18 protein-coding genes are annotated in these 21,901 nt (G+C 58.8%); 7 read left to right on the top strand and 11 right to left on the bottom strand.

What is annotated here, in order from left to right:
* Positions 1-240: 240 nt before the first annotated feature.
* From mqo to MMG91_RS04695, 4 genes are all read right to left on the bottom strand, one after another.
* Positions 241-1,887, bottom strand: a complete 1,647-nt coding sequence (gene mqo, locus MMG91_RS04710) for a malate dehydrogenase (quinone) (protein ID WP_305446037.1) — start codon at positions 1,885-1,887, stop codon at positions 241-243.
* A 318-nt stretch (positions 1,888-2,205) separates the two neighbouring features.
* A complete protein-coding gene (locus MMG91_RS04705; protein WP_310658890.1) occupies positions 2,206-2,916 on the bottom strand; it encodes a GNAT family N-acetyltransferase in 711 nt (236 codons plus the stop codon).
* 76 nt (positions 2,917-2,992) lie between these two features.
* The gene (locus tag MMG91_RS04700; RefSeq protein ID WP_310658889.1) at positions 2,993-3,562 is read right to left on the bottom strand and encodes a YceI family protein; all 570 of its coding nucleotides are present in this window, start codon (positions 3,560-3,562) and stop codon (positions 2,993-2,995) included.
* Positions 3,563-3,877: 315 nt separating this feature from the next.
* Positions 3,878-5,209 (bottom strand): PLP-dependent aminotransferase family protein, encoded by a 1,332-nt coding sequence (locus MMG91_RS04695; protein WP_310658888.1) that lies wholly within the window; start codon positions 5,207-5,209, stop codon positions 3,878-3,880.
* Positions 5,210-5,297: 88 nt separating this feature from the next.
* Here MMG91_RS04695 and MMG91_RS04690 point away from each other — a divergent pair, with 88 nt between their 5' ends.
* Both MMG91_RS04690 and MMG91_RS04685 read left to right on the top strand, forming a co-directional pair.
* Positions 5,298-6,194, top strand: coding sequence for a DMT family transporter (locus MMG91_RS04690; protein WP_310658887.1), 897 nt, complete (start codon positions 5,298-5,300; stop codon positions 6,192-6,194).
* Between the two features lie 139 nt (positions 6,195-6,333).
* Complete coding sequence (locus MMG91_RS04685; RefSeq protein WP_305502406.1) at positions 6,334-6,879, top strand: Hsp20/alpha crystallin family protein; 546 nt, start codon at positions 6,334-6,336, stop codon at positions 6,877-6,879.
* Positions 6,880-6,964: 85 nt separating this feature from the next.
* Here the strand turns inward: MMG91_RS04685 and MMG91_RS04680 are convergent, their stop codons facing one another.
* The gene (locus tag MMG91_RS04680) at positions 6,965-7,882 is read right to left on the bottom strand and encodes a universal stress protein (RefSeq protein ID WP_310658886.1); all 918 of its coding nucleotides are present in this window, start codon (positions 7,880-7,882) and stop codon (positions 6,965-6,967) included.
* Positions 7,883-7,884: 2 nt separating this feature from the next.
* A complete protein-coding gene (locus tag MMG91_RS04675) occupies positions 7,885-8,811 on the bottom strand; it encodes a universal stress protein (RefSeq protein ID WP_305446045.1) in 927 nt (308 codons plus the stop codon).
* 317 nt (positions 8,812-9,128) lie between these two features.
* Here MMG91_RS04675 and MMG91_RS04670 point away from each other — a divergent pair, with 317 nt between their 5' ends.
* On the top strand, positions 9,129-10,049 hold the full coding sequence (locus MMG91_RS04670) for a universal stress protein (RefSeq protein WP_305446046.1): 921 nt from the start codon (positions 9,129-9,131) through the stop codon (positions 10,047-10,049).
* 58 nt (positions 10,050-10,107) lie between these two features.
* On the opposite strand, the gene MMG91_RS04665 is transcribed toward MMG91_RS04670, so the two are convergent.
* Together MMG91_RS04665 and MMG91_RS04660 are read right to left on the bottom strand one after the other, a co-directional pair.
* The gene (locus tag MMG91_RS04665) at positions 10,108-12,948 is read right to left on the bottom strand and encodes a cation-translocating P-type ATPase (protein WP_310658885.1); all 2,841 of its coding nucleotides are present in this window, start codon (positions 12,946-12,948) and stop codon (positions 10,108-10,110) included.
* A 45-nt stretch (positions 12,949-12,993) separates the two neighbouring features.
* The gene (locus MMG91_RS04660; RefSeq protein WP_310658884.1) at positions 12,994-14,382 is read right to left on the bottom strand and encodes an MBL fold metallo-hydrolase RNA specificity domain-containing protein; all 1,389 of its coding nucleotides are present in this window, start codon (positions 14,380-14,382) and stop codon (positions 12,994-12,996) included.
* Positions 14,383-14,673: 291 nt separating this feature from the next.
* Here MMG91_RS04660 and MMG91_RS04655 point away from each other — a divergent pair, with 291 nt between their 5' ends.
* Positions 14,674-15,321, top strand: coding sequence for a BON domain-containing protein (locus MMG91_RS04655; protein WP_305446049.1), 648 nt, complete (start codon positions 14,674-14,676; stop codon positions 15,319-15,321).
* Between the two features lie 57 nt (positions 15,322-15,378).
* Complete coding sequence (locus MMG91_RS04650) at positions 15,379-15,804, top strand: potassium channel family protein (protein ID WP_305506876.1); 426 nt, start codon at positions 15,379-15,381, stop codon at positions 15,802-15,804.
* Between the two features lie 44 nt (positions 15,805-15,848).
* Here the strand turns inward: MMG91_RS04650 and MMG91_RS04645 are convergent, their stop codons facing one another.
* Positions 15,849-18,128: a heavy metal translocating P-type ATPase gene (locus MMG91_RS04645; protein WP_310658883.1), complete on the bottom strand. Its 2,280-nt coding sequence runs from the start codon at positions 18,126-18,128 to the stop codon at positions 15,849-15,851.
* A gap of 267 nt (positions 18,129-18,395) precedes the next feature.
* Here MMG91_RS04645 and MMG91_RS04640 point away from each other — a divergent pair, with 267 nt between their 5' ends.
* Together MMG91_RS04640 and MMG91_RS04635 are read left to right on the top strand one after the other, a co-directional pair.
* Positions 18,396-18,938, top strand: a complete 543-nt coding sequence (locus MMG91_RS04640; protein ID WP_305502413.1) for an Hsp20/alpha crystallin family protein — start codon at positions 18,396-18,398, stop codon at positions 18,936-18,938.
* 61 nt (positions 18,939-18,999) lie between these two features.
* Positions 19,000-20,367 carry an erythromycin esterase family protein gene (locus MMG91_RS04635; protein ID WP_305446052.1) on the top strand — a complete coding sequence of 456 codons (1,368 nt, stop codon included), beginning with the start codon at positions 19,000-19,002 and terminating at the stop codon, positions 20,365-20,367.
* Positions 20,368-20,388: 21 nt separating this feature from the next.
* Here MMG91_RS04635 and MMG91_RS04630 read toward each other — a convergent pair whose 3' ends face one another.
* Together MMG91_RS04630 and MMG91_RS04625 are read right to left on the bottom strand one after the other, a co-directional pair.
* A complete protein-coding gene (locus tag MMG91_RS04630) occupies positions 20,389-21,051 on the bottom strand; it encodes a dienelactone hydrolase family protein (RefSeq protein ID WP_305446053.1) in 663 nt (220 codons plus the stop codon).
* A gap of 1 nt (position 21,052) precedes the next feature.
* Positions 21,053-21,751, bottom strand: coding sequence for a phosphoribosyltransferase (locus tag MMG91_RS04625; protein ID WP_310658882.1), 699 nt, complete (start codon positions 21,749-21,751; stop codon positions 21,053-21,055).
* Between the last annotated feature and the right edge of the window lie 150 nt (positions 21,752-21,901).

Genomic DNA, 21,901 nt, shown 5'->3' with positions numbered 1-21,901 from the left:
CAATGCGAAGGGCGCATCCAGCTTCACCCTCAAATCCCCCTTCAAAAGCGCCAGCGGTGACATGGTCACCAAACGGCCGATCACGCGCTGGGGCTGCTCCGCAGCCCAACGGGAGCAAGCTCCCTCGCCACAAAAGCATTTCCTTTTGGCCACTCTCGCAAATCATCTGCACTGAATCCCACCCACAAAAAAGCCCACTGACCGTCACCGATCCAGTGGGCTTTCCAATCACGCTTCTACTTACAAAGCCATATCCGTCGCAGCATTAGCCTTCGGCGCCTTGGCCGGAGCGGCCGGTGCAGCAGCCGGAGCCGCCACCTGCCCCATCGCTGGCGGCGGAGTCAGCTCCAGCACCTTGGAGGTGTAAGCCCACTCTTGAGCTACTTTCTCAGGGCTGCTGTTCAGCTGAGTGCCATAGCTAGGCACGATCTGGTGCAGTTTTTCCTGCCAGGCTGGCGAGGCAACCTTGTCCTTGAACACTTTCTGCAGCACGGTCAGCATGATCGGTGCTGCAGTCGATGCGCCCGGCGATGCGCCCAGCAGGCCAGCGATGGTGCCGTCTGCGGAAGCAACGATTTCGGTACCCAACTTCAGCACGCCACCGGCAGCTTCATCACGCTTGATGATTTGCACGCGTTGGCCGGCTTGCCACAGGCGCCAGTCTTCAGCTTTGGCGTTCGGGAAGTATTCTTTCAGGGCGTTGAGGCGGTCTTCGTCAGACAGCATCAGTTGGCCTGCAAGGTACTCGACCAGCGGGTATTCCTTGATGCCGACCTTGGTCATTGGCCACACGTTGTGGGTGGTCGTGGTGGTCAGCAGGTCCAGGTACGAGCCTTCTTTCAGGAACTTGGTGCTGAAGGTCGCGAATGGGCCAAACAGGATGACGCGCTTGCCGTCCAGAACACGGGTGTCCAGGTGCGGAACCGACATTGGCGGTGCGCCAACGGAGGCTTTGCCGTAGGCCTTGGCCAGGTGTTGTTCGGCCAGGGTCGGGTTTTCGGTCACCAGGAACGAGCCGCCAACCGGGAAGCCTGCGTATTCCTTGGCTTCAGGAATGCCGGACTTCTGCAGCAGGTGCAGTGCACCGCCGCCCGCGCCGATGAAGACGAACTTGGCGTCGGTTTCGGTTTTGGTGCCGTCTTTCAGGTTTTTGTAGCTGACGCGCCAGCTGCCGTCTTCGTTCTTGGTGATGTCTTGCACTTCGCTAGACAGTTTCAAGTCGAACTTCGGCGTGGTTTGCAGGTGCGCGACGAACTGGCGGGTGATCTCGCCGAAGTTCATGTCGGTGCCGAGCGGGCTCCAGGTGGCCGCGACTTTCTGGTTCGGGTCACGCCCTTCCATCATCAGCGGAACCCACTTCTTGATCACAGCCGGGTCTTCGGAGTACTGCATGCCGGCGAACAGCGGGCTCGCTTGCAGGGCTTCGTAGCGCTTCTTCAGGAACTTGATGTTGTCATCGCCCCACACAAAGCTCATGTGCGGAGTGGAGTTGATGAACGAACGCGGGTTCTTCAGCACGCCTTGCTGAACTTGCCAGGCCCAGAACTGACGGGAGATCTGGAAGGCTTCGTTGATTTCAACGGCTTTCGGGATCTGGACGTTGCCCTTGTCGTCTTCCGGGGTGTAGTTCAGCTCGGCCAGGGCGGAGTGACCGGTACCGGCGTTGTTCCAGCCGTTGGAGCTTTCCTGGGCGACGCCGTCGAGGCGCTCGACCATTTCCATCGACAGACCAGGTTCCAGCTCATTAAGCCAGACACCCAGCGTTGCACTCATGATGCCGCCGCCAATGAGCAGCACATCGACTTTCTTTGCCTCTTCCGCGTGAACGGACGTGATCCCCATCGACAAAGCCAGCCCCAGCAGGGCCGTGTTCAGTTTCTTAAACATCTGTAGCACCTATGATAAACGCCATCCGCCCCCAATCCTCAACATGAGCAACCCAAGAGTACGGGTACGCAGGCAGCGTGCCGTGGGTTCCTGCACTTACAAGGATTTGAAGGTGGGCACACAAGGCCGACGTGTCTCCATCGACCTCAGTTATATGTCCCTCGTGCACTGACTTTTTATCATTATTGGCTCAGTTACTTGAGCGACATTGATTCTGTCTGCACGTCTGTGGACGTGCGAACTGAATAAGTCAAACCAAGTTAATGCGACAGAATATCACGCCTCGGCCAGCCTGCGCGCCCGAAAGGACTCAACAGTCTAGTCGGGACGAGACCCTCGCACGGCGTCTTTGCTCAAACGATCCAGCACAAACGCCTTGGCGTTGCGCGTCATTTGGTCGAGATGCCGGTCGCGCTGCTTCTCTGCATCGATCATCGCCCGCTTGCCGTGTTTCTGCAGCAGATACGTATGTATCTGCCGCACCTCCAGAGAACTGTAGATCGAAGTGACATCCAGCAAGCCCATCAAGCCTTCAGTGCCGTGATCACGGGTGTTCATCAGCACCTGAGTGCCGCGCACGCCCAGCACTTGAAAGCCCATCGATTCGAACCAGGGCACCTTGGCGACCGTGCAGGTCAGTTCGGCATGCGGGTAGCGGCCGAGCATGTCTTGCAGCATCGCCCGGGCGACGCCCCGCCGCCGATGGCTGGCCTGCACCGCCATATAGGCCACGCCGCACGCTTCGGGATCGTCCTTGACCGGCAGGTACAGCAGAAAGCCGATGACCGTCTCGGGGTCTTCGTCATCCGTTGCAACGATCAGTTCGACAGCAATGCCTTTGGCGCCACTGAGCGCTTCGAGGTAGAGATGAACCTCATAACCCACCGCGTATTGATAAACGTTGTACAACGGGTTGCTCGGCGCGATGCCCACCATGCTGATGTCGGTCAGATTGTCGACGACCATCTGCAGGATCTGGCTGTTGATGGGCTCTGGGCACGGGGTGGCAAAGTGGGTGAGCTGGGGCATTGCGTTGTTGACTCCGGGTTAAGGCTTACTAAGCATCAGCCCCGCTATTGTCACAGATCGAGCCCCTACAGGAAAATCACCGCTCGGGCGCGACGATGCGGAAGCGGATGTTGATGTCGTTGGACACAACCTTGTCGGCCCACTCCCCTTCCCCGATGTTGAAGTCGCTGCGTTTAACAATGATGTCGCCATCGAAGATCCCGATGGCATGTTCCGGCTTCAACAGCACCTTCACCTGCAACTCGCGCGTCATGCCCCTGAGCGTGAGATTGCCGGTGATCAAGTAGCGGTGATCGCCCAATGCCTCCACCCCGGTCGATTCAAAGGTCGCCACCGGATACTTCGCAGTATTGAACCAGGCAGGTTTTTGCAGCTCGCTGTTGGCATCGCTGGCCCCGGCGTCGATGCTGGCAAGGTCGATGGTCAGCTTGGCGTGAGCTGCGGAGGGATTGGCCGTGTCGAAATCGAGCGTGGCGTCGAACTTGCCGAAGGTGCCATACGCCCTGGAGCCGAACTGGTTATAAGTGAACGAGATCTTGCTGGCGGTGGTGTTCACCTGGGTGTATTCGACGGCTTGGGCGCAGGGCAAGGTGCCGACCAGGAGGACGGCGAGCAATGCGGCGAAACGCGGGAATCGAGGGGGCATGGGATTCTCCGGTTGAAGCGCCCTTCAGGGATTGAAGTACCGCACCGACGTGGCTGCGATAGCTGGACTTAAGCAAATAATCGTTGGTTACGCTAGGTGCTGGGTTAAATGCGATCTGTAGCAGCTGTCGAGCCCCAGCGAGGCTGCGTTCGGCTGCGCAGCAGTCGTAAAATCAGAGATTGGGGTACGTCAGGCAGACCGCGTCAGCCGGATTCACGACTGCTTCGCAGCCGAACGCAGCCTCGCTGGGGCTCGACAGCTGCTACAGCCGAACGCAGGCTTCGACAGCTGCTACAAGGATTGCGTAACGGCTTTTTACGAATAAGCCCCAATCATCCACTTCACTTTTTCCAGCGCCTCGCGCAATGCGCCCATTTCCACGGAGCCCAGCGCCAGGCGAAACGCATGGGGGACGTTGACTGAGGTGGCAAACGGTTCGGCGGTGGAAACCGACACATTTTCCCGCATCAATGCCATGGCGATCTGGTCGGCCCTTGCGTCTTCCGACAATGGCAGCCAAAGAAAATACGACGAGGGATGGCGAATGCAGCGTAGCCCCGCCAGTACCTCAGCGGCCACGGCTTGCCTGGCTTGCGCGTCCTGGCGCTTTTCGGCTTCCAGTTGCAGGACGGTGCCGTCGTCGAGCCATGCGGTGGCAATCGCCGTCATCACGCCTGGGGTATTCCAGGTGGTCGCTTTGATCGTGCGCTCCAGCGCGGGCACGTGTTGAAGAGGGGCGACGACGAAGCCGACGCGCAATCCGGTGGCCACACTCTTGGAGAGCCCCGACACGTAAACCGTCCTCTCGGGGGCGAGTACCGCCAGCGGCGCGGGGGGATTTTCCGCCAGGAAGGCGTAAGCGGCGTCCTCGATGATCAGCAGCCCATACTGGCGCGCAATGGTCACCAGATACTCGCGTTGATCGGCACTCATCACCCATCCCAGCGGATTGTGCAGGGTCGGCATTGTGTACACGGCCCGCACGCGCCTATGCCGGCACAGACTTTCCAGCGCCTGCAGATCAGGCCCGTGATCGAGCACGGGAATGGGCACGATTTCGAGGTGCAGTGAGTCGGCCAGGGCTTTGAATCCTGAATAGGTCAATGCATCCGCCGCGATCACGTCACCGGGTTGCAACAGCGCCATCATCGTCACGGCCAGCCCCTGCTGGGCACCGGTGACGATCAGCACCTGCTCCGCCTCAACGGTCAAGCCCCGGACGCGCAAATGGCGCGCCACAGAGGCGCGTTCATGCAGGCGCCCCGCGTGTGGCTGGTAGCGCAGCAGCGATTCCAGATCGCCGGCCGAGGCGAGCTGGCGCAGGGCATTTCGCAGCAGTTCTGTCTGCCCGGGAAGCGCCGGATAGTTGAAGTTCAGGTCGGTCATGCCGGCGGCAACGCTATGCTGGTCGATATTCTGGCCCGGCGACCACGAGGTTTCCCTGACGAACGTCCCCCGCCCCATCTCCCCGCTGACCAGGCCCATGGCTTCCAGCTCCGCATAGACCCGAGAGGCCGTTACCAACGCAAGGCCTTCCGTTGCCGCCAACTGGCGGTGGGTCGGAAGGCGCGTGCCTGGCAACAGTCGTCCTGAGCGGATGTCCGCCGCAAATGTGTCCACCAGTGACTTGTAGCGTGAACGAGGCATGCGCAAGTGTATCCATGACAATATTTTGATTGTATTGAGTTTCGTCCATACGATGCCTCCCATGCAACCTGCATAAAGGGAGTCCTCAATGGAACGCACATCGCACCTGCAAACCCACACCATGGAAAAGACCGCGAGCGGATGGCTCAACGGCTTCATTGGCGTGCTCATTTTCAGCGGTTCACTGCCAGCGACACGGGTGGCCGTTCTGGAATTTGAGCCGGTCTTCTTGACTGTTGCCCGGGCGAGTATCGCTGCCATTTTGGCGCTGTGCATGCTGCTGCTTTTCAACGAAAAACGGCCGGCCAAAAGTCAGCTTTTCTCCCTGGCAATCGTGGCTCTGGGCGTTGTTTTGGGGTTTCCGCTGCTGACTGCACTGGCACTGCAATATGTGACGTCTGCGCATTCCATCGTCTTCGTCGGCCTGTTGCCACTGGCCACGGCAGCCTTCGGGGTTTGGCGCGGTGGCGAGCGTCCCCGGCCGGTTTTCTGGTTTTTCTCGGTGCTGGGAAGCCTGCTGGTGGTGGGGTTTGCCATCTCCCAAGGCCTGACCGCTTCTGCGGCGGGAGACATTCTGATGTTGCTGGCCATCCTCGCCTGCGGACTGGGCTATGCAGAAGGCGCGAAGCTTTCAAGAACGCTGGGCGGCTGGCAGGTGATTTCCTGGGCCTTGGTGCTGTCGTTGCCCGTCATGATCCCGCTGACCTGGTTCCTGGCCCCGCCTTCGCTCTCGGGAATTACCCTGCCCGCCTGGTTCAGCCTGGCTTACGTCTCGCTGTTCAGCATGTTTCTCGGCTTCGTGTTCTGGTACCGCGGGCTGGCCCAGGGCGGGATTGCCGCCGTCGGTCAGCTTCAACTGCTACAGCCGTTTTTTGGCCTGGCGCTGGCGGCCACGCTGCTGCACGAGCAAGTCAGCCTTGGCATGTTGGGTGTAACCGTTGCGGTGATTCTTTGCGTGGTCGGCGCACGCAAATTCTCGAAATAGACGGTTCAGAAACCGACTGCTGGTCGGCCTCTGAGCCACAGGAATACTAACCTTTTAAGGTAAGGCCTGAATCTGTTGTGGTGGACCGGCCTCCGAGATGTTCCCGGCCCACCGCCGTACTGAAAAGGAGGAATGAAAAATGGCCAATTTAGAGAAAAAAATGCCGGTGCACACCGACGACGAAAAAACCGATCAGCAACCGCTGGCAACGGACCCTTGGCGTCCTCTGGAAAAACTGCGCCAGCAGGTCGATCACCTGTTCGAAGACTTCAATCGTGGCTCGGGGCTGATGCCTTTCCGGCGTGGGCTGTTCGATGTCGAACCCTTCTGGAGTCGGGAATTTATCGGCCGTAATTTGCCTGCGGTAGACATCACCGAGAAAGATAAAAGTTTCGAAATCACCGCTGAGTTGCCTGGCATGGATCAGGAAAATATCGACATCACGTTGTCCAACGGCAATCTGATCATCAAGGGTGAAAAGAAAGAGGACAAGGAAGAAAAAAGTAAGGGCTATCACCTGTCAGAGCGTCACTATGGCTCCTTCCAGCGGGCATTCAGCCTGCCCAAAGGCGTCGATGCCGACAAGATCGAAGCGAATTTCAGCAAAGGCGTGCTGAGTATCTCGCTGCCGAAGAAGCCCGAAGCCATGAACGCGGACAAAAAGGTGCAAATCAAATCCAGCTGAATCGCCCTTCACGCAACAGAAAGCCCCTTACCGGGAAACCGGTAAGGGGCTTTTTTTGTTTCGTGAAAGAGACTGGCAGGACCTGTCAGTCGACCCGGGGCAATGGCTTGATGATCGTCAGACTGCAGGGTGCCCGGTTCAATACGCTTTCAGCCGTACTGCCGATAAAAATATCGATCCCGTGATGGTAGGTTGTCCCCAATACCACCATGTCGAAAGCATGTTGTTCTGCGAAATGTGTGATCACCTCAGAGGGGATGCCAGGCAGCAGATGTCGCTGCTGTTTTTCGATTCCGTAGCGTTCGGCAAGCACCTCAAAGGCCTCCAGCTGAACATCGCTGACTGCGTCTCTCAAACTGCCATTCAGTGTCGCGGTTGGCACGTTCACTTCGGTCTCCCCCAGCTCCGACCAACCGCAGACGTTGAGCAGGTGCAAGGTGGCGCCAAAGGCCTCAGCCAGCGTCGAGGCGAGGTCGAGAATCCGGTCATTAAGCCCTTGGGTCAGCGCCTCCAGATGGGACAGGTCGATGGTGGCGAGTACGCTCAATGGGTTTGGGTGTACGTCATCGGTGACCAGGTGCAAAGGCGCCGGGCAATCACGTAGCAATTGCCAGTCCAGAGGTCGGTGGAAGGCGCGGTCCAGTGCCGACACGCGGTGTGTGTCCTTGATCACCAGGTCCGCATGGAAGTCGTTCACATACTCAAGCAGATGCGCCAGGCTCGGTCTGGCCCAGACCACTTCAGTGGTCACCTGCAACCCTTCGCATCGTTGAAACCGCGCTTGCTGCTCCAGCCAGTGACGATGCACCTGCAAGTAACCTTCCCGCGCCTGGGCCATCGCATCGTGATCGAACAAGCCGGCCACCGCCAGTGCCTGAACATGATCGAAAGCGACAATGTGCAACATTGCACCGGTTGCACAGGCCAAGGCTCGCGCCCGATCGAAAGCCGGTGTATGGACCATTTCGGTCGGGGCAATCAATAGCAGACGTTGAATTTTCACCTCTACTCTCCTTGCAACATCCTGCCGGGTTTGATCGCCAGCACACTGCAAGGCGCCCGATGCAACAGCTGTTCGGCAGTGGTTCCCAATAGCTTGTTCAACCCCGTGTGCTGCACCGTTCCCATCACAATGACATCGGTGTGGTGATCTTCGGCAAACTTGCAAATACTCGACAACGGCGCACCCTCGATGAAGTGGCGACATTCCGTTGGCACGCCATGGCGTTCAGCCAACGCCGCAAATGCCTCGTGTTGCGCTACTCCCAATGCTTCGTAAATACCGGTGGCCAAAGGGAGCGCGCCCACCCCCATGTCCTGGGCATACACAGCCGTCCAGTCATACACATGCACCAACTCAATCCGGGCTTCACACAGTTCAGCCAGCTTCGTGGCGGCGTCAATAATCTGGTCATTGAACACCAGGTCCTGGTCTTCGCTACGCAAGACATCGACGATGGCCAGCACGTTGCGTGGCCGCGGGTTCAGGGCGTTGGTCACCAGATGTACCGGCACCGGACAGTCGCGCAACAACTGCCAGTCCAGTGGCGTGAAAAACACCCGCTTCAACGCCGACTCCTCATGGGCGTCCTTGATGATCAGGGCCAGCGACATCTCGTTGACGAAGTGCAGGATTTCCTCGTAAGGGTGCTGCACCCACACCACCTCGCTGGTAGCGTCGACGCCGTGTTTTTTCATCAATTCGGCTTGTTCGGCAAGCCATTGCCGATGGGTTTGCAAATAACCGTCCCGGGCCAGGGCAATTTGCTCGGGGGCAAACAGGCCCGCGACTGCCAGGGCCTGCAAATAATCGAAGGCCACGATGTGCAACGGCAATTGCATCGCGCGGGCCAACATCGCGGCCCGATCGAACGCCGGAGTACGCGTCATGGCTGAAGGAGCGATCAACAGTAAACGCTGTGTCTGTGACATAGGGCACCTCGGCACACGGCCATCTCGATGCAGTGGGTAGAACCACAGAGTGAGCGCTTCAGAATCGGGGGATTTGATCTTTGTCAGCTATAGGGTCGACTGCTCCCCGGGATCGTCACTTTGCTGGAAGCGAACCCGCAAACGGCTCTACTGCGCAACCTGCCACACGTCGGGCTGCCTGTTGCATCACTCGCCAGGTTGATAAAGATCAATCCCGATCCCCCGGTCAGTGACAGGATAAAACGATGGCCTCGGTGCCCAAACGCATGGGTGCCATGGAGCAATGGTGTTTCTGCAATTTTGACGGGAGTTTTGTCATGTCTGAGCAATTACGCTTCATGCTGGTCGTCTCGCCGCTCATGGAAAACAGCCCTGCGTTCGACCGCGCCGCCGCGTTGGCCAAAGCCTGGGGTGCGGCCCTGCACATCGTCGCTTTCGATTACCTGGAAGGTTTGGCAACGGCCAGCCTGGTCAATGAACAAGTGGTGGAGCAGATGCGGCTCGGGTATGTCGAGCGCCATCGCCAATGGCTCGAAGAACAGGCTCGTCCCTTGCGTAAAATCGGTGTGCCCGTCACCACTGAGGTGGTTTGGGTTGAAAGACCGTTGCAGGAAATCCTCGTTCATCTCAAAGAACAGCCGATGGCCGTCCTGATCAAGGCTCTGGAGTACGAGTCGCTGCTGTCACGGATCATGTTCACGCCCCTGGATATTCATCTGCTGCGCGAATGCCCGGTGCCGCTGCATTTTGTCAGCCATGTGCAGCACGCTTTGCCACGCAAGATCGTCGCCGCGGTCGACCCCTTCCATAGCGATACTCAGTTTAAGGATTTCAACGACAGGATTCTGCGCGAGGCGTCAAAACTGGCGAGTACCTGTAACGCCGAGCTCGACGTTATCTATGCCCATGACCTGTCATCGATCAGCGCGGACGAGTTCGATTTCAACAACGCTTCGACGTTTTTCTCCCCAGGCAAAGCCAAGACACTGTTCGACGCACAGGCCGATGCTTTCCGCGAACTGGCCGAGCGCAACGGTATTGCGCCGGAGCAACAACACATGATCATGGGCAACCCGGCCAAGGTCCTTACCCATTACGCCGATGCCTACAACGTCGACGTGATTGTCATGGGCCGGGTCGGCCACCGTGGCATGGGCCGATTGGTGGGCAGCACCGTGGAGCATCTGCTGTACAAAATGCCGTGCAGTGTATGGGTGGTTTCCCCCGAGGATCTGTAGAGGCACGTTGCGACAGCGCTCGGTCATTACTGCCGGGCGCTGAGCCGCGCCATGAAGCTCAGGACAATTTTTGGCACAGGTCCTTTTCTTGCCACGGGCTTCTCAAACGCAAAACAAGCTTGCGCAATTCACTGAACCAGAAAACAGTGCTGGCCATTGCAAAACAAAGTCCCCACTGACTCAACGTCAACGCACTCGTGCCGAAAGCCCTATTGAGCGGTGACCAGTGCACCACTGCAATTTGCAAGATCATCGCCAGGACAATTGCACCCCAGAGCCACTGGTTGGCGAACAATCCGATGAATGCACTGGCCGACTCCGAGCGAGCACTCAGCGCATTGAACAGTTGCGCCAATACAAGGACCGTAAAACAGGCAGTACGGGCCAGAACCAGCGACTCATTACCCGGTATCAAGCCACCGGGCAGCATCCAGTCGATCGTCAGCAAACTCGCCAACGCCATCACCAGACCGACCTGGAGCACGCCAACCCACATGTTTGTATCGATGATTCGATCCGTTGGCTTGCGCGGGCTGCGTGTCATCACATCCTCACTGTGCGGATCAAGCCCCATCGCGATGGCAGGCGCCGCATCAGTAATCAGGTTGATCCATAGAATCTGCGTGGCCAGCAGCGGCAGGATGATCCCGCCCTTCTCATCAACCAGGCCGATGATGCCGGCACCGACGACGGCAAGAAAAACCGTTAGAACTTCCCCCATATTGGAAGACAGCAAGTAACGAAGAAACTTGCGGATATTGTCCAGAATCCCGCGCCCTTCGCGAACCGCCAGCACAATGGTTGCGAAGTTATCGTCAGCCAGAATCATTTTTCCCGCCTGCCTGGTCACCTCCGTTCCGGTGATGCCCATGGCAATGCCGATATCGGCTGACTTCAGTGCCGGTGCATCGTTCACACCATCCCCGGTCATCGCCACCACATGCCCCTGCGCCTGAAGCGCATCGACAATCCTCAGCTTATGTGAGGGGGCCACGCGTGCATAAACAGATGTCGATTTGACCGCCTCGGCCAAGGCCGCATCGTCCAGCTTATCCAGGTCGGCACCGGTCAACGCCCCGGCGCCGGCCTGGATGATGCCCAGATCCTCGGCGATGCGGGCAGCCGTTCGCGGATGGTCGCCAGTGATCATAATGATGCGGATGCCTGCCCGACGGGCCTCGGCAATGGCCGGTGCGACTTCTTCGCGCGGTGGATCACTGATGCCGACCGTCCCGATGAAAACAAGCGCTGTCTCAAGGGATGGACCGGCCGTGACATCCTCCTCGGGTGACAAAGGACGGTACGCCACGGAAAGCGTGCGCAAGGCCGCACCCGACAACTCATTCACATCGGCCACGGCTTTGGCGCGCAGGTCGTCGGTCAGCGGCACGACATCCATGCCGACTTGAACCCGTGTGCAATGTTGCAGAAGCACATCCGGCGCGCCCTTGCTGATCAGCAGTCGCTCATCGTTGCGCTCATGGTCGATGACCAGTGCCGACATCATTTTTCGATCGGAGGTAAAGGGTATTTCAGCCACGCGCTCGAAGCGTTCCCTGCTGCGTGCCGGGGCATCAAGCTTGCGCTCCGCGACCAGAAAGGCGCCCTCGGTCGGATCGCCTTGAATCACCCAGGTACCATCTTCCTGCTGCGTGAGCGCGGCATTGCCAGCCAGGCTTCCGCCACGCAACAACAGCACATTTTCGCTGTGCACCGGGCCGCCGCTCATGGGCATGTCCTGGTGATGAATCTGCCCCTGCGGGGCGTAACCGATACCGCTGACCACCCCTTTGCCTGATGCCGTCATGGTCTGCTGGATGGTCATTTCGGAACGGGTCAGCGTGCCGGTCTTGTCGGTGCAGATGACCGATGCAGATCCCAAGGTCTCTACTGATGACAGGCGTTTGATGATGGCTTTGTTGCGGGCCATCCGCAGCATGCCGAATGCGAGCACCAGTGATAGAACTGCAGGCAGCCCCTCCGGCACCGCGGCTACCGCCAGAGATACGCCCAGCAGAAGAACCCGCAGCACATCGTCGACCGTGTGAACATCCGTGAGCATCAGTACCGCCGCAACGACAACCGCAGCGATCAGCAGAATAGCGATGCCCAGCATCCGCCCTATTGCGCGCACTTCCTTTTGCAGAGGCGTCACCTCTTCGGGCGTGACATCCAGCAGATGAGCGATCGCCCCGACTTCAGTCGCCATCCCGACGGCAGTGACGACGCCAAGCCCCGTACCCTGGGCGATGGCTGTGCCTTTGAACACCATATTGGAACGCTCTGCCAAAGGCACTTCGGCGCTCGAACACGTTGTGTTTTTCGAGACGGCTTCACTCTCTCCGGTCAGCGATGCTTCCAGTACCTGCAAGGCATTGGCCTGAACAAGACGAGCATCGGCGCCCACCGAATCGCCCTCGGCCAACACCAGCAGATCGCCGATCACCAGTTGCTCGCTGGGGATACGCGTCAAAGCCCCATCGCGGATGATGGAAGAAGTGGTTTGAGTCAGTTTGGCCAACGCCGCAACCGCTCGCTGTGAGCGGGTTTCCTGGAAAAACCCGAGGAACGCATTAGCCAGCACAATCAGGGTGATAACCAACGCATCGACCGGCCAATCGCGGCTATCGCTCAGGAACCAGATGGCCAAGGTGATGGCCACTGCGACGAGCAGCAGATACACCAGCGGATCCTGAAACTGCGCCAGCAGATAATGCCAGGCGGGTTTGACCGGTTGAACCCGTAGCACATTGGGCCCGTCTCGGTTCAGACGGGCTTGGGCTTGTGCATTGGATAAGCCCAGGCAGATGTCAGTGTCCAACTCACGGGCAATCGTCCCCACGTCTTCAAGGTGTGGGCGAGCGATAGTGTGGCTGCCAGATTCAACTGTCTTGCTCATCTTATCCCCGGCCCTTTGCCGAAACACCGGCCAAGAAATTTACGGTCAGAGTGCTGAGTTTGAGGGCTGATCGACGGGTGTCAATTCAACACGGTCGCGGTACTCCGGCACCGAAACCGACCAGCCCAGTTCCAGACTGATACGCCGGCGCAGTACATCCGAGGCATTCGGTTCCCCGTGCACCACATAGGTATGTTTCGGCGGCCGTTTGAACCCGCGCAACCACTGCATGATTTCATCTGCATCGGCATGCGCGGACAGGGTTTCCATCGGTATCACCTCGGCCCGGATCGGCACGTCTTTGCCATGGATACGCACCGATGGAGCACCGGCGACGATCTGCGCACCGCGAGTACCGCCCGCCTGGAAGCCCGGCACCAGCAGCGTATTCAACGGGTTGGGTGCCAGTGCCTTGAGGTGATGAAGTACCCGTCCACCGGTGGCCATGCCGCTGGCGGCGATGATCACCGCCGGGGTGCGTTGCCGGTCCAGTTCGATAGAGTCTCGGGTCGAGCGCACGAAATGCGCGACATGGCACATGCCTTCGCACTCCTGCAGTGACAGCCGGTGCTCACTGCGAAAACGCTGATACAGGCGCGTGACATCGGTCGCCATGGGGCTGTTGAGGTAGATCGGCAGGTCCGGGATCGCCCGCTTCTGGACAAGCCTGTACAGGTAATACATCAGCAATTGTGCACGCCCGACCGCAAACGATGGCACCAGCGTGATGCCGTGGCGCAAAGCAGTGCGGGTGATGACTAGCGCCAGTTGCTCCTCCGGGGACTCAACAGGGTGCTGTCGGTCACCGTAGGTCGACTCCACCAGCAGGTAATCGGTCTGCTCGATGATTTCCGGGGCGAACATCAATGGATCGTTCGGCCGCCCCAGGTCCCCGGAACACACCAGCGTCATGCCATCAGCCACCACTTCCACGGTGGCGGCGCCCAATATATGTCCGGCGCAGCGCAACAGAATGCTCATACCCGGCACAATCTCGACCCGGTGGTGCAACTCCACCGGCCGCAACAGTTTCAGCGCTTGCTCGGCGTCTTGCTCGGTATAAAGCGGCAGCGCCGGGGTGTGTTTGGAGAAGCCGTGGCGGTTGGCAAACTCGGCCTCCTCTTCCTGCAAGCGGCCACTGTCACGCAGCAGGATTTTCACCAGTTCACAGGTCGCGGGCGTGGCATACACCGGCCCGCGATAACCGTTGCGCACCAACACCGGTAAATAGCCACTGTGATCCAGATGGGCATGGGTCAGCACGATAGCGTCGAGGTCGCGAACCGGTACCTGGAAAGGGTCCCAGTTGTGCAAACGCAGTTGCTTATAGCCTTGGAACAAACCGCAATCGATCAGCACATGGTGGTCGTGATGTTCCAGCAGGTACTTGCTGCCGGTCACCGTGCCCGCCGCACCGAGAAATGTCATTCGCATCGTCACTTCCTCAAACCAGGTAACGCTTTACCTGACGGACAAACGCTTATCCATGGTTTTCCCCTCGGTTCATCGCGACAGGGAAGTGTCAGGCTGTGATGAACAGTATCTGGGGTTATCGCCGTGGGGCTCTGACTTTTGTCAATTAATGACCGGCTAGTGATAGCCGGACGCACTCACAGAAGCCTTGTTGATTTAGCTCAATGTCTTGACTTCGTTCACGTGTAAAAAAAACTGATCGGGCCAGGCTTGCGTCCGTTGTCATCCACGCATCAGACAGAGGGCATCACCATGAGCGACTTGAGTTTGCGTCAACATATTCTGGAAGAGCTTGAATTCCAGCCTGGTATCGATGCTGCCAACATCGGTGTGACCGTGGACAACGGCGTCGTCACGCTCTCCGGGCACGTCAAGAGCTACTTGCAGAAAATCAACGCAGAACGCGCGGTAAAAAGCATCAAAGGCGTACGCGCATTGGCCGAAGAAATTCAGGTCAGACCGGAGAAAAACGCTGGCACGGCGGATGACACCATCGCAGCCCGGGCCTTGAACATCATCGCGTGGAGCTCCGACATTCCCGAGGAAGACATCGAAATCACGGTGCAGAACGGGTGGGTCACCCTGGAAGGCGAAGTGGACTGGCAATACCAGAAAGAAACCGTGGAGCGGGCCGTGCACAAATTGTCGGGAGTGGTGGGCATAGACAACCGGCTGACCCTTCGTGCGCGGGTGAATGCGGTCGATGTCCAGCAGCGTATCGAAGAGGCCCTCAAGCGCAATGCCGAAGTCGATGCCAAGGGGATCCATGTCAAGGTCGAAGGCGACGTCGTGAAGCTTGAAGGCAGGGTTCATTTGTGGCGCGAACGCAAGATAGCGGAACGTGCAGCCTGGTCGGTGCCCGGTGTGAGGCAGGTTGAAGATCATTTGCTGCTCGCCTGAGTCAACGACCTGGGAAAATCGTGGATCGCACCGACCGCGTTTCACTGGAGGTGCATGATGATCGCGGTCACGTTGATCAATACTTTGGCGGTGGTCATCGCAGTGGTGATCCACTACGAATGCCTGTTGCGCCTCAACGACTGGTTGCCGAGGCTTAAACTCTGGAGCCGTTTCAGGATCGTCGTCGGGGTGTTCGGAGCCCTGACGGCCCATGCAATAGAGGTGTGGTGCTTCGCGCTGGTCTATTACCTGATGGTGCGCTCAGGCGAATGGGGCAACTTGACGGGAAACTTCGATGGCTCGCTGATGGACTGCGTGTACTTTTCATTCACCACTTACACGACAATCGGTTTCGGCGATATTTCACCCGTGGGCAACCTCAAGTACCTGACGGGTCTGGAGGCCCTGACCGGTCTGGTACTCATCACCTGGACGGCATCCTTTTTGTTTATCGAAATGCAGAAGTACTGGAAACGCAAATAACCCGTCGCCCTTCCCTTGCACGAGCGACTGAAACCGGCTTTTCATTAGCGTCTGTCGAGATAACGGAACAGTTCCTCCTCTTGGTCAAAGTGCAGTTGTACAAGGGTATCCAGCCGAATCAACTGGTGCTGAATCTCATCGGCGCAAGCCGTTGCAGGGTCGGCACTGAAGTCAGCACTCATACGCGCCAGCAAATGGATAAGGCGGAAAATCTCTCGGTGGGCATGACTCAATGCCGACAAGGGGTCCTCACCCTGCATGCTTTGCGTCAGCAGCGGGTACAGGTTTTTTTCATCTTCGCGTTCATGACAGACCAGTGAGACTTGCAGCTTTTTTACCAGTTCGCCCAAGTCGGTCTGCGCCTGCTCGAGTGGACGCAGGGCAAAGTCATTGGCCATCTGATGCAGATCGCTCAGCACCGTGGAAAGCTGATCGTGTTCGTCCTGCAGGCGATCGATATGCTCCCCGGCAAGCTGTTGGCGCACACCTCGCGACGGCATCAATGCACGCAAGGCATTGATAATGATCACCACGTCGATGCCTTCCTGCGCAATGGCGCCGATAAGCGGCGGCAGATAACCGAAGGCCGCCACAACCATGGCCAGCAAGGACATACCCATACCAACCAGCACGCCTTGGCGGGCGATGTGACGGGTCCGGCGGGCAATGTCCAGCGCCTCGACCAGACGATCCAGACGATCCACCAGCAGCACAACCCCCGCGGCTTGCGCAGAGGCCGTGGCACCGCTGGCCCCCATCGCCACACCGACATTGGCCGCCGCCAGTGCGGGGGCATCGTTGATGCCATCGCCCACCATCAGAGTGCTGGCGCGCAGGCAACCTTCCTGGACCGCACGCACTTTGTCCTCGGGGGTCAACCCGGCACGCAGCTCGTCAATCCCGGCAGACAGCGCAATCATCTCGGCGGTTTCCAGCCGATCGCCAGTGAGCATGACGATTCTCTCGATGCCTCTGTTGCGCAGTCGACGCAGGGTCAGCGGGGTTTCCCGACGCAGGTTGTCCGAGAAAATCAGCAGCCCGGCGAGCGCCCCATCCACTTCAATGAAACTGCCACTGCACGCCAGGTAATCCATATGGCGCAGCATGGTGGTGGCCCAGCCAGGCACAGGCATGTCTTTTTGCACAAACGACAAGGTGCCGAAGCGCACATGCTGGCCATCAATCAGCCCGCCAAGACCCGCGCCCGGACTTTCTTCGACGTCCTGCGGCAGGCTGAGCGGTAATCCACGTTGATGCGCCGCTGTGACAATGGCCTGGGAGATCGGGTGCGTGGAGGCTTGCGCCAGCGAAGCGGCCAGCCCAAGCAGGCGCTGCGGATCGACCGCTCCGTTGGTTTCAATCGACTGCAGACGGGCGTGGCCGCTGGTCAGCGTGCCGGTCTTGTCGAGAAACACCTGCTTGACCTCGGCCAGCGCTTCCAGGGTCACGCCGTCCTTGATCAGAATCCCGCGCCGCGCCGCCCTGGAGATACCTGACATGATCGCGATCGGCACCGCCAGAATCAAAGGGCAAGGTGTGGCCACCACCAAAACCGCCAGCGCGCGCAAAGAATCTCCGCTCAGGTGCCAGGCGATCCCGGCAATCAGCAATGTCAGTGGAATGAAGAGCAATGCATAACGGTCGGCCAGACGCACGAAAGGCGCGCGCGAGCGTCGTGCGGCTTCGGCCAGGCGCACCACCCCGGCATAGGTGCTCTGCGCTGCCGTTCGCGTGGCTGTCAGAAGAATGGGCGCACCGACATTGGTGACGCCGCTGGGCAGTTGCTCCCCTGCCTGGCGGGTGACCGGCAGTGACTCACCGCTGAGCGCCGATTCATCCAGAACGGCGGTAGAACTGAGCAGACGGCCATCGACCGGTACCACCTCCCCCAAGCGTACAAGCAGTGTCTGCTGCGGCTGGATCTGCTCAACCGGTATCTGCCGTAAATCGCCACTTTCCTGCAGCCAGGCAAAGCGTGGCGCCCGGTCGACCAGCGCACGCAGCTCGCGTTCGGCGCGTTGTTTGGTAAAAAACTCCAGGATGCGCCCGGACGCCAGCATCAAGGCGATCACCGCCGCCACCAGCGTCTGTTCAAAAAACAACGCTGCTGCAATCGACAGTAATGCAATCAGGTCTACACCGGCCTCGCGCCGGGCCAGGCGCCCGGCAATCTCGACGAGCAATACCAGGGCCATCACCAAGCTACCTGCGGCCCAGCAAATCGACGCCCAGTCAGACTTCCCGACGACCTGCGCAATGCCCCCGACCAACAGGGTCAGGGTGGTGAGCAGTAATAGCGCCGGGTCCAGCCACTTACCGAGCATTGATGTGAGCTCCTCCAAAAAGCGCTTGCGATGCAACGCTGCAAGCCTGCGACATGAATGGATAGAGCTTAGGACTCGAATGCCCGGCATGTTCGCCATGCGTCATCAATTGGGGCCGTTTTTATCGTTAGCGCAACGGCCGCGACCAGCCCCACTGCCGTCTGCGCTCTTTCTGATCTAAATCAAACAGACTTTGGCCGTTCACGTAGACATTAAGAGTCAGCGTTCACACCGCCATATCTTCTGTTCACCAAGAGGAGAAATGAAATGAGCGACTCTGCGAAAAAAGTACCCGTGAAAACCGAAGAAAAAACCGGTCTGCGCCCATCGACAACCGATCTGTGGCATCCCTTGGAAAAGCTTCGCCAACAGGTGGATCACCTGTTCGAAGACTTCAATCGAGGTTCAGGGTTGTCAACATTCGGCCGTGGACTGTTCGATGTAGACCCTCTGTGGCGCCGGGAGCTGACAAGCCGCGCAATGCCTGCGGTAGACATCACCGAGAATGACAAAAGCTTTGAAGTCACTGCCGAACTGCCCGGTATGGATCAGAAGAACATTGAGATCAAACTGTCCAACGGCAGCCTGATCATCAAAGGGGAAAAGAAAGAGGAGAAAGAAGAGAAAAGGAAGGGCTATTACCTCAGCGAGCGTAGCTATGGTTCCTTCGAGCGGATGTTCAATCTGCCTAAAGGTGTCGACGCCGAGAAGATAGAAGCGAGTTTCAACAAAGGCGTGCTGAAGGTCTCGCTGCCGAAAAAGCCCGAAGCCATGCAGGCGGATAAAGTCGTGCCGATCAAAGCCGACTGATCCCCTGACAGTCCTGCCCCTTGCCGGGAAACCGACGAGGGGCTTTTGTAGGGTGACGTTCATGAACACACCTTCCCAAGACATGCTGAACACACTTTATGGCTCACATGCGCACATTGACGAGGCCGCCATCGCCCCGCTCTTGCGTCAATACGCTGAGCCCCTGCCGGCACTGGATTCACCTGCTTTCGGTGAAATGTTCGACCGCTACGCGGATGCGCGCGTGGTGATGATCGGTGAAGCCAGCCATGGCACCAGCGATTTCTATCGAACCCGGGCGGCGATCACCCAACGACTGATTGAGCAGCATGGGTTCAACATTGTTGCCGTCGAAGCAGACTGGCCAGACGCAGGCCATGTTGACCGTTATGCCCGAGGGCTGGCGCATTCGGCATGGACACGGCACATCTTCAGCCGGTTCCCGACCTGGATGTGGCGCAATACCGATGTGAAAGCGTTCGCTCACTGGCTGCATCAGTACAACCATCAACACGCGCCTGAACGCCGCGTAGAGTTTCGCGGCCTCGACGTTTACAGTTTGCGCAACTCGATCCATGAAGTACTGAGTTATCTGGACCGTGTCGACCCGCAGCTGGCACACGAAGCTCGGCGGCGCTATGGCTGTTTGACCCCCTGGCAGGATGATCCTGCGCTGTACGGCCACTTTGTCGAACGCGACGGGGTGATGCCCTGCGAGCATGCCGTGGTCGAACAGCTCAATGCCATGCTGGCCGAACAATTGGCCGGGTTGATCAAGGACGATGAGGCGTTCTTCAACGCAACGCAAAACGCCCGGGTCGTGCAGGCGGCGGAACAGTACTACCGAGCGATTTATCGAGGTTCGACCGCCTCCTGGAACCTGCGTGACAGGCATATGTTCGACACATTACGGGCGCTGCTTGAGCACCGCGGTCCTCAAGCCAAAGCCGTGGTGTGGGCGCACAACTCGCATATCGGCAATGCAGCCGCCACGCACATGGGCTGGAAGGGACAGTTCAATATCGGCCAGCTATGCCGCAGCGCCTATGGGCGCGATGTCGTTCTGATCGGCATGAGCACCGACCGTGGCCAAGTCGCCGCAGCCGATGACTGGGATGGCGAGATGCTCATCAAGGACGTCCGGCCGTCTCGCCCAGACAGTTGGGAGCGTCAGTTCCTCAAGGCCGGCGTGCCGGCTTCATTGACCGACTGGCGAGATCCGCAGCGAAAAGATCTGCGTCAAGCCCTGTCCAAACCTCTGCTGGAGCGGGCCATCGGTGTGATTTATCGCCCCGAAACCGAACGCAGCAGTCATTACTTCGAGGCAGTGCTCGCCGAACAATTCGACGCCATGGTCTGGATTGAACAGACAACACCGGTGACGGCCTTGCCCTTGCCAAAAAGCCAGACGCTGGAACCGGAAGACGAAACCTTTCCATTTGGCGTATGACCAGCATCAGACGGCAGTAGTCTACGTTGGACGGCTACCGTGCAAATACCGCTCGAACCAGTCGCCAGCCAGCCTGGCGACTGCTTCGAGTGTGCCCATTTCTTCAAAAAGATGCGTAGCGCCCGGCACGACTTCCAGCCGTTTCTCACACTGCAAGGCATGGCTGCTTTGCACATTAAGACTGAGCACCACCGGATCGTGCTCACCGACAATCTGCAGGGTCGGTGCCTTCACGCGGGCCAGCGCCGCCCCCGCAAGGTCGGTCCGCCCTCCTCGGCTCACCACGGCATGCACCACGTCCGCACGCTCGGCCGCTGCCATCAGCGCCGCAGCGGCACCGGTGCTGGCGCCGAACAATCCGATCCGAAGCTGTTGCAGTTCGGCATCGCGGCCAATCCAGTCGATCACCTTCACCAGTCGCCTGCATAGCAGCTCGATGTCGAAACGCAATTTCCGGGTCTGATTGTCCAGGCGTTGCTCCGGTTCCGTGAGCAGATCGAACAGTAATGTGCCCAGCCCTCGCCGGGCCAGCGACTCGGCAACCAGTTGATTACGCGGGCTTGAACGACTGCTGCCGCTGCCATGGACGAAAACCACCAGGCCGACAGCGTTCTTGGGCAGACGCAAGTCGGCCGACAGCGCCACGTCCTCCAGGTCCAGTTTTCGATAGCGAGCCTCAATCATTTCAATCCTCCTGACCGGGAACACTCCCGCCGGATTCTCTGTGCCAGGCCCGTTGCAACAGATCGATGACTTCATCGTCCGAGGTCTGGGAAAAGTTCATGTACCAATAACCGATCGACATCATCCACTCAGGAATGAGCGGGCAGATCACCTCATCGACTTCGCTATACAGGGCTTCGAGCGTATCCAGCGGTGCCACCGGCACCGCAACGACGATGCGGGCCGGTGATTGCAGGCGCACCGCGCGTATCGCCGCCATCATCGAGGCGCCGGTCGCCAGGCCATCGTCGACCAGAATCACCACCTGATCCTTGAGTTGCACCGGCGCGCGTGTCCCACGGTATGCACGCTCGCGACGCAACAGCTCCTGGGTTTCCCGTGCAACCACGTTATCAAGTGTGCGTTGATCGATACGGTTCGCCCGCAGCGCATCGTCATTGACGATTTGTATGCCGCCACTGGCAATGGCGCCCATGGCGAACTCCTCATGGAATGGCATCCCCAGCTTGCGCACCAGCATCAGGTCGAGGCGAACTTCCAGCGCCGTGGCCACTTCATAGGCCACCGGAACGCCGCCACGGGGTAAGGCGAGAACGATGACATCGGGGCGATGAGCGTATTTGAGCAACGGTTCTACCAGTCTTCGACCGGCATCAACCCGGTCGCGCAAGATGGTTTGCGATGAGGAACCCTGAATCACTTGAAACCTCCCCGGGCGATCACGCCTGTCGGTGTGTATCACACCGCCCTGATTTCTCCGTGGGCAGCCGTTGCATCCTCGCTGAATCAAGCATCATCCTTGGTTTAGATTCCGCTCCTGAGTCTCCTTGTTGTTGATTTATATCAAGTC

The organism is Pseudomonas sp. JL3 (assembly GCF_031570575.1).
In the GTDB taxonomy this organism is placed as follows: Bacteria; Pseudomonadota; Gammaproteobacteria; order Pseudomonadales; family Pseudomonadaceae; genus Aquipseudomonas; species Aquipseudomonas cucumis.
The sequence above is the reverse complement of the archived record's forward strand: the minus strand, read 5'-3'. Positions and strand labels throughout refer to the sequence as shown.